Raw genomic sequence first — 7,008 nt, forward strand, 5'->3', positions numbered from 1 at the left:
GTCCCGCGACCATGGTCGTATGAGCGGCCTCGGCGCAGCGCCGTTGATCTGGATCAGGCAAATGCAAAAACCCCCGGTAATACAGCGCCGGGGGTTTTTGACTATCTATATAGCAGCGGCTTAGTCGACGGCTTTGACCATATCTTCGATGACCTTCTTGGCATCGCCGAACACCATCATGGTCTTGTCCAGATAGAACAGCTCGTTGTCGAGGCCGGCGTAGCCGCTGGCCATCGAGCGTTTATTGACGATGACGGTCTTGGCTTTGTACGCCTCAAGGATCGGCATGCCAGCGATGGGCGACTTGGGATCGTTTTTCGCCGCCGGGTTGACCACGTCGTTGGCGCCCAGCACCAGCACCACATCGGCCTGGCCGAACTCGGCGTTGATGTCTTCCATCTCGAACACCTGGTCGTAAGGCACTTCGGCTTCGGCCAGGAGCACGTTCATGTGCCCAGGCATGCGCCCTGCCACCGGGTGAATCGCATATTTGACGGTCACGCCGTTGTGGATAAGTTTCTCGGTCAACTCTTTGAGCGCATGTTGCGCACGGGCCACCGCCAGGCCGTAGCCGGGCACGATGATCACGGTGTCGGCATTGCTCAGCAAGAACGTCGCGTCATCAGCCGAACCGGATTTGACCGGGCGTTGCTCCTGGCTGCCGGCTGCTGCGCCGCTGTCAGTAGCACCGCCAAAGCCGCCAAGGATGACGTTGAAGAACGAACGGTTCATCGCCTTGCACATGATGTACGAGAGGATCGCACCGCTCGAACCTACCAGCGAACCGGCAATGATCAGCATCGAGTTGTTCAGCGAGAAGCCGATGCCGGCCGCAGCCCAGCCCGAGTAGCTGTTGAGCATCGACACCACCACCGGCATGTCGGCACCGCCGATTGGGATGATGATCAGCACGCCCATGATGAACGCCAGAATCAGCATCAGGGTGAATGCGCTGTAGTGGCCGGTGAAGGTGAACAGCAGGCCGAGGGCAATAGTAGTAAGGCCCAGAATGAGGTTGAGTTTGTGCTGGCCGGCGAACTGTACCGGTGCACCCTGAAACAGGCGGAACTTGTACTTGCCCGAAAGCTTGCCGAAGGCGATTACCGAGCCGGAGAACGTCACCGCACCGATGGCAGCGCCGAGGAACAGCTCCAGGCGGTTGCCGGTCGGGATCGGATCAGTGATCGCAGCCACAATGCCCATCGACTGCGGCTCGAGCACGGCGGTGATGGCGATGAACACCGCCGCCAGGCCGATCATGCTGTGCATGAAGGCGACCAGCTCGGGCATCTTGGTCATCTCGACGCGCTTGGCCATGATCGAGCCGGCAGTGCCGCCGATCAGCAGGCCCAGCAGCACGTAGCCGATACCGGCAGTGGCCAGCTCGGCACCGAGCTTGTAGATGAGGCCCACCGTGGTGAGCATGGCGATACCCATACCGATCATGCCGAACAGGTTGCCGCGGCGTGATGTGGTCGGGTGTGACAAGCCCTTCAATGCCTGAATGAAGCAGACCGAAGCGACGAGGTAGAGAAGCGTTACCAGATTCATGCTCATGCTTACTTCTGCGCCTCGTTCTTGGTTTTCTTCTTGAACATCTCGAGCATGCGCCGGGTGACCAGGAAGCCACCAAAGACGTTGACCGCGGCCAGGGCCACGGCCAGGGTGCCCATGATCTTGCCTGCAGGGGTCACGGTCAGTGCAGCAGCGAGCATGGCGCCGACGATAACGATCGCCGAGATCGCGTTGGTCACCGCCATCAGCGGTGTGTGCAGTGCCGGGGTCACGTTCCAGACCACGTGATAACCGATGTAGATGGCCAGCACGAAGATGATCAGGTTGTAGATGCCGTGGGAAATCAACATGTCTTCCATAGCTGTGCTCCTTAACCGTTGTTGCGGATGACATTGCCGTCGCGGCACATCAGGCACGCAGCAACAATGTCATCTTCGAGGTTGATCACCAGCGCACCGTCCTTGTCGAACAGCAGCTTCATGAAGTCCAGCAGGTTGCGCGCATACAGCGCCGAGGCATCGGCCGCGACCTGGGCAGGCAGGTTGGTCGGGCCGACGATGGTCACGCCGTGCTCCAGCACCACCTGATCAGCCACGGTCAGCGGGCAGTTGCCGCCCTGCGCTGCAGCCAGGTCGATGACCACCGAGCCGGGCTTCATCTGCGCTACGGTTTCGGCGCTGAGCAGGGTGGGTGCCTTGCGGCCCGGGATCAATGCGGTGGTGATGACGATGTCGGCCTGCCTGGCGCGTTCGTGCACGGCTTGCGCCTGACGCTGCATCCAGCTGGCCGGCATTGGTCGCGCATAGCCGCCGACGCCTTGAGCGCACTCGCGCTCTTCATCGGTTTCGAACGGCACATCGAGAAACTTGGCGCCGAGCGATTCGATCTGCTCCTTGACTGCCGGACGTACGTCCGACGCCTCGATCACCGCGCCCAGACGCTTGGCGGTAGCGATTGCCTGCAGGCCGGCGACACCGGCACCCAGGATCAACACCCGCGCGGCTTTCACCGTACCAGCCGCGGTCATCAGCATCGGCATGAAGCGTGGGTAGTGATGGGCCGCCAACAGCACCGCCTTGTAACCGGCAATGTTGGCCTGCGACGACAGCACATCGAGGCTCTGCGCCCGCGAAGTACGCGGCGCTGCTTCGAGGGCGAAGGCGGTGATCCCGCATTCGGCCATCTTGCCGATCAGTTCGCTGTTGAAGGGGTTGAGCATGCCTACCAGCAGGCTGCCGCGCTTGATCAGGGTCAGCTCCTGATCAGACGGCGCAACGACCTTGAGCACCAGTTGCGCGCCGAAGGCATCGGCAGCGCTGCCAAGGGTGGCGCCTGCGGCTTCATAGGCACTGTCCGGAATGCTGGCGTTAAGCCCGGCCCCCCGTTGGACGGTGACCTGATGGCCTTGGCCAACCAGCTTCTTGAGGGTATCGGGGGTCGCAGCGACCCGCGTTTCGCCCGTCTGCGTCTCGAGAGGAACACCAATGTGCACGACTTTTCTCCTGCGGACCTTCTTATCGTTATTTAAGCCAGCAGGCGCACGGTCAATACCGCAACGCCAGCGACGCAGCCATAAGGCTCGAACCCGCCGAATCCCGGGCGGGCGGAGCATTTTGCAGAGGAACGCAGCGGCCATCAACCGATTCTGGAGTGATACCGATGCATAACTACAAGTCACCCTGTGACCGTATGTCGCAAGTAACCAGTTTTGGACGCTCTAGTACGGGCTATTGGCAGATTAGGCGATAAATCGAATTATTTTTTGGTGATTTCGCAGTTAGCATGCTGGAGGTCGTAAAAGACGCTGAAAGCCCCGTCCTTACTGGGTTTATAGCAATTTCGGCAGCCAGCATTACAGTTTTCAAATATGCGACATAACAGTATATCTGTAGGTGTTTAAAATATTTGACTACAGGGTCAGCTTGTTCGCTGTGTTTGATGCGCCTCCACGTAAATACGGGCCTGTTCTGCCAGCCAGTCCCGGAACGCACGCAGTGAAGCAGAGGCAACCTTGCGCTCAGGAATCATCAGATAGTAGGCCTTGGTGCTGGACAGCGCATGCCTGTTAGCGACTACCAACCTGCCCTGCTGCAGCTCTTGTTGAATCAGGAATGGGGGAATCAGGGCGACGCCCATGTCATGCATGGCTGCCTGGGCCAGCATCGAAAACAGCTCATAGCGCGGACCGGTCATGTCGCGCTCGATGTTCAGTTCCAGGCTGCTGAACCATTGCCGCCAGGCATAGGGTCTGGTGGTCTGCTGCAGCAGCGGCAGCTCGGAGATTTGTTTAGCGCTCAGCTCCGGCTGGCCCTGCAGCAGTGAGGGGCTGCAGACCGGCAATGGATTCTCGCTCATCAGCCGGTGCGACTCGGTACCTGACCAGTCGCCATCGCCGAAATAGATCGCTGCGTCGAATGCGGTGTCGGCGAACAGGAATGGCCGGGTGCGGTTGGTCAGGTTGACGGTTACCTCGGGATGACGCTGTTGAAAGTCCTTCAACCTCGGCAGCAACCATTGAGTGCCGAAGGTTGGGACCACCGCCAGCTCGATCACATTCGCGCCCTGCTGACGCATCACCGACAAAGTGTCGCGCTCGACAGCATCCAGCTGGGTGCTCACCTGGCGGCTGTAAGACAAGCCGGCTTCGGTCAATTGCACCCCGCGCCTGGAGCGGCGAAACAGCTCGACGTTGAGAAACGCCTCCAGCGCAGCGATCTGGCGACACACGGCGCCTTGGGTCAGGGCCAGCTCAAGGGCGGCCTTGGTGTAGCTCTCGTGGCGAGCTGCGGCCTCGAAGCAGATCAGGGCGGTGGTGCTGGGAATCTTGCGCCGCATGTACGTCAACCTCACTTATATGTGCAGCAATTACGAATGCTGAAGATATACGGAGTGAGGAAATGTCACTAGTAGGTGCGTAATACTCGTTTGTGGTGGCTGATGATCGGGCCTAGGATCATTCCATGACCCTACTGCCCTGCCCCCTATTCGAGGATTACGTCCATGGCCGGTAAAGCTAGCTTCAACTGGATCGACCCGTTGCTGCTCGATCAGCAGCTCACTGAAGAGGAGCGCATGGTCCGTGACAGCGCTTATCAGTTTGCCCAGGACAAGCTGGCGCCGCGCGTGGTCGAGGCGTTCCGCCATGAGCAGACCGACCCGAAGATCTTCCGTGAAATGGGTGAAGTCGGCCTGCTTGGTGCGACCATTCCCGAGCAGTACGGTGGCAGCGGCTTGAACTACGTGTGCTATGGCTTGATTGCCCGCGAGGTCGAGCGCATCGATTCCGGCTACAGGTCGATGATGAGTGTGCAGTCGTCACTGGTGATGGTACCGATCAACGAATTTGGCAGCGAAGCGCAGAAGCAGAAATACCTGCCCAAGTTATCCAGTGGTGAATGGATCGGCTGCTTTGGCCTGACCGAGCCTAACCATGGTTCTGATCCGGGGGCGATGATCACCCGTGCGCGCAAGGTCGAGGGCGGTTACAGCCTGAGCGGCAGCAAGATGTGGATCACCAACAGCCCGATCGCTGATGTATTCGTGGTCTGGGCCAAGGATGACGCCGGTGATATCCGTGGTTTTATCCTGGAAAAGGGTTGGAAAGGCCTGAGTGCGCCGGCGATCCACGGCAAGGTTGGCCTGCGCGCCTCGATTACCGGCGAGATCGTCATGGACAGCGTGTTTGTCCCTGAAGAAAACATCTTCCCTGAGGTGCGCGGCCTGAAGGGCCCGTTCACCTGCCTCAACTCGGCCCGCTATGGCATCTCCTGGGGCGCGTTGGGCGCTGCCGAAAGCTGCTGGCACACCGCACGCCAGTACACCCTCGATCGCCAGCAATTTGGCCGCCCGCTGGCAGCCAATCAGCTGATCCAGAAGAAGCTGGCTGACATGCAGACTGAAATCACCCTGGGCCTGCAAGGCTGCCTGCGCCTTGGGCGGATGAAGGATGAAGGCACCGCAGCCGTCGAGATCACATCGATCATGAAGCGTAACTCTTGCGGCAAGGCCCTGGAGGTCGCGCGACTGGCCAGGGACATGCTCGGCGGCAATGGCATTTCCGATGAGTTCGGCGTGGCGCGTCACTTGGTCAACCTTGAGGTGGTCAACACCTATGAAGGCACCCATGACATCCATGCGCTGATTCTCGGCCGCGCCCAGACCGGTATCCAGGCGTTCTATTAATAGAGGAGCCGGGCCATGGGTGCGCTTTCCCATCTGCGGGTGCTGGACCTTTCGCGTGTACTGGCCGGGCCCTGGTCCGGGCAGATCCTCGCTGACCTGGGCGCCGACGTGATCAAGGTCGAGCGGCCAGGTGCGGGTGACGATACTCGCGCCTGGGGGCCGCCCTTCCTCAAGGACGCCTATGGCGAGAACACCAGCGAGGCGGCGTATTACCTGTCGGCCAATCGCAACAAGCGTTCGGTGACCATCGACTTCACCCAGCCGGAGGGGCAGCGCCTGGTGCGTGAGCTGGCGGCTCGGTCGGATATCGTTATCGAGAACTTCAAGGTCGGTGGGCTGGCGGCCTATGGCCTGGACTACGCAAGCTTGAAGGTGGTCAACCCCAGGCTTATCTATTGCTCGATCACAGGCTTTGGCCAAACCGGGCCCTATGCCAAGCGTGCTGGCTACGATTTCATGATTCAGGGGCTGGGCGGGCTGATGAGCCTGACCGGCCGGCCTGAAGGTGAAGCGGGTGCGGGGCCGGTCAAGGTTGGCGTAGCGCTGACGGATATCCTTACCGGGTTGTACTCCACGGTAGCGATTCTGGCCGCCCTCGCCCATCGCGATCAGGCTGGCGTCGGCCAGCATATAGATATGGCGCTGCTGGATGTGCAGGTTGCCTGTCTGGCCAATCAGGCGATGAATTACCTCACTACCGGCACTGCACCGCGGCGCCTGGGTAATGCGCACCCTAATATAGTGCCGTATCAGGACTTTCCTACCGCCGATGGCGATTTCATTCTCACCGTGGGCAATGACGGGCAGTTCCGCAAGTTCGCCGAGGTGGCTGGTCAGCCGCAGTGGGCGGATGATCCACGCTTTGCCACCAACAAGCAGCGCGTTACCAATCGCGCTGAGTTGATTCCGCTGATTCGTCAGGCCACGGTGTTCAAGACAACGGCCGAATGGGTGGCGCAGTTGGAGCTGGCCGGCGTGCCCTGTGGGCCGATCAATGACCTGGCGCAGATGTTCCAGGATCCGCAGGTGCTGGCCCGGGGGCTGGCGCTGAGTATCCCGCATCCTCTGGCAGGCAGCGTGCCGCAGGTGGCTAGCCCGATTCGGCTGTCCGAGACGCCGGTGGAGTATCGCCAGGCGCCGCCTTTATTAGGCGAGCACACCGAGGCTGTGCTGAGCGAGCTGCTTGGGTTGGATGAACAGGCAATGCTGCAGCTGCGCGCGGCGGGCGTCCTTTAAGACGTTCATGCTTCTATAGGTGGCGAGTGCTGTTCATCACCTCTGTTACAGGAATATTGCAGCGTGTTGAATTAG

The 7,008-nt window shown here is 60.3% G+C and carries 6 protein-coding genes; 2 read left to right on the plus strand and 4 right to left on the minus strand.

Annotated elements, in window-relative coordinates:
• Positions 1-120: 120 nt before the first annotated feature.
• The 4 genes from ACQZ2L_RS03905 to ACQZ2L_RS03920 all read right to left on the minus strand — a co-directional run bounded on the left by ACQZ2L_RS03905 (position 121) and on the right by ACQZ2L_RS03920 (position 4,350).
• A complete protein-coding gene (locus ACQZ2L_RS03905; RefSeq protein WP_101322673.1) occupies positions 121-1,557 on the minus strand; it encodes an NAD(P)(+) transhydrogenase (Re/Si-specific) subunit beta in 1,437 nt (478 codons plus the stop codon).
• Between the two features lie 2 nt (positions 1,558-1,559).
• Entirely contained in the window at positions 1,560-1,874 is a 315-nt protein-coding gene (locus ACQZ2L_RS03910; RefSeq protein WP_101322672.1) for an NAD(P) transhydrogenase subunit alpha, read from the minus strand.
• 11 nt (positions 1,875-1,885) lie between these two features.
• Positions 1,886-3,007, minus strand: a complete 1,122-nt coding sequence (locus ACQZ2L_RS03915; RefSeq protein ID WP_430324729.1) for a Re/Si-specific NAD(P)(+) transhydrogenase subunit alpha — start codon at positions 3,005-3,007, stop codon at positions 1,886-1,888.
• Positions 3,008-3,432: 425 nt separating this feature from the next.
• A complete protein-coding gene (locus ACQZ2L_RS03920; protein WP_430324730.1) occupies positions 3,433-4,350 on the minus strand; it encodes a LysR family transcriptional regulator in 918 nt (305 codons plus the stop codon).
• Positions 4,351-4,515: 165 nt separating this feature from the next.
• Between ACQZ2L_RS03920 and ACQZ2L_RS03925 the strand changes: the two genes are divergently transcribed.
• Both ACQZ2L_RS03925 and ACQZ2L_RS03930 read left to right on the plus strand, forming a co-directional pair.
• The gene (locus ACQZ2L_RS03925; RefSeq protein ID WP_101322669.1) at positions 4,516-5,697 is read left to right on the plus strand and encodes an acyl-CoA dehydrogenase; all 1,182 of its coding nucleotides are present in this window, start codon (positions 4,516-4,518) and stop codon (positions 5,695-5,697) included.
• A gap of 15 nt (positions 5,698-5,712) precedes the next feature.
• Positions 5,713-6,933, plus strand: a complete 1,221-nt coding sequence (locus ACQZ2L_RS03930) for a CaiB/BaiF CoA transferase family protein (RefSeq protein ID WP_430324731.1) — start codon at positions 5,713-5,715, stop codon at positions 6,931-6,933.
• The last annotated feature ends 75 nt before the right edge of the window (positions 6,934-7,008 follow it).

This window comes from Pseudomonas shirazensis (assembly GCF_050496565.1).
Taxonomy (GTDB): Bacteria; Pseudomonadota; Gammaproteobacteria; order Pseudomonadales; family Pseudomonadaceae; genus Aquipseudomonas; species Aquipseudomonas shirazensis_A.

Coding starts and splice junctions, on each gene's coding strand:
- ACQZ2L_RS03905 (WP_101322673.1), bottom strand. CDS start 1,557: ATGAGCATGAATCTGGTAACGCTTCTCTACCTCGTCGCTTCGGTCTGC.
- ACQZ2L_RS03910 (WP_101322672.1), bottom strand. CDS start 1,874: ATGGAAGACATGTTGATTTCCCACGGCATCTACAACCTGATCATCTTC.
- ACQZ2L_RS03930 (WP_430324731.1), top strand. CDS start 5,713: ATGGGTGCGCTTTCCCATCTGCGGGTGCTGGACCTTTCGCGTGTACTG.
- ACQZ2L_RS03920 (WP_430324730.1), bottom strand. CDS start 4,350: ATGCGGCGCAAGATTCCCAGCACCACCGCCCTGATCTGCTTCGAGGCC.
- ACQZ2L_RS03925 (WP_101322669.1), top strand. CDS start 4,516: ATGGCCGGTAAAGCTAGCTTCAACTGGATCGACCCGTTGCTGCTCGAT.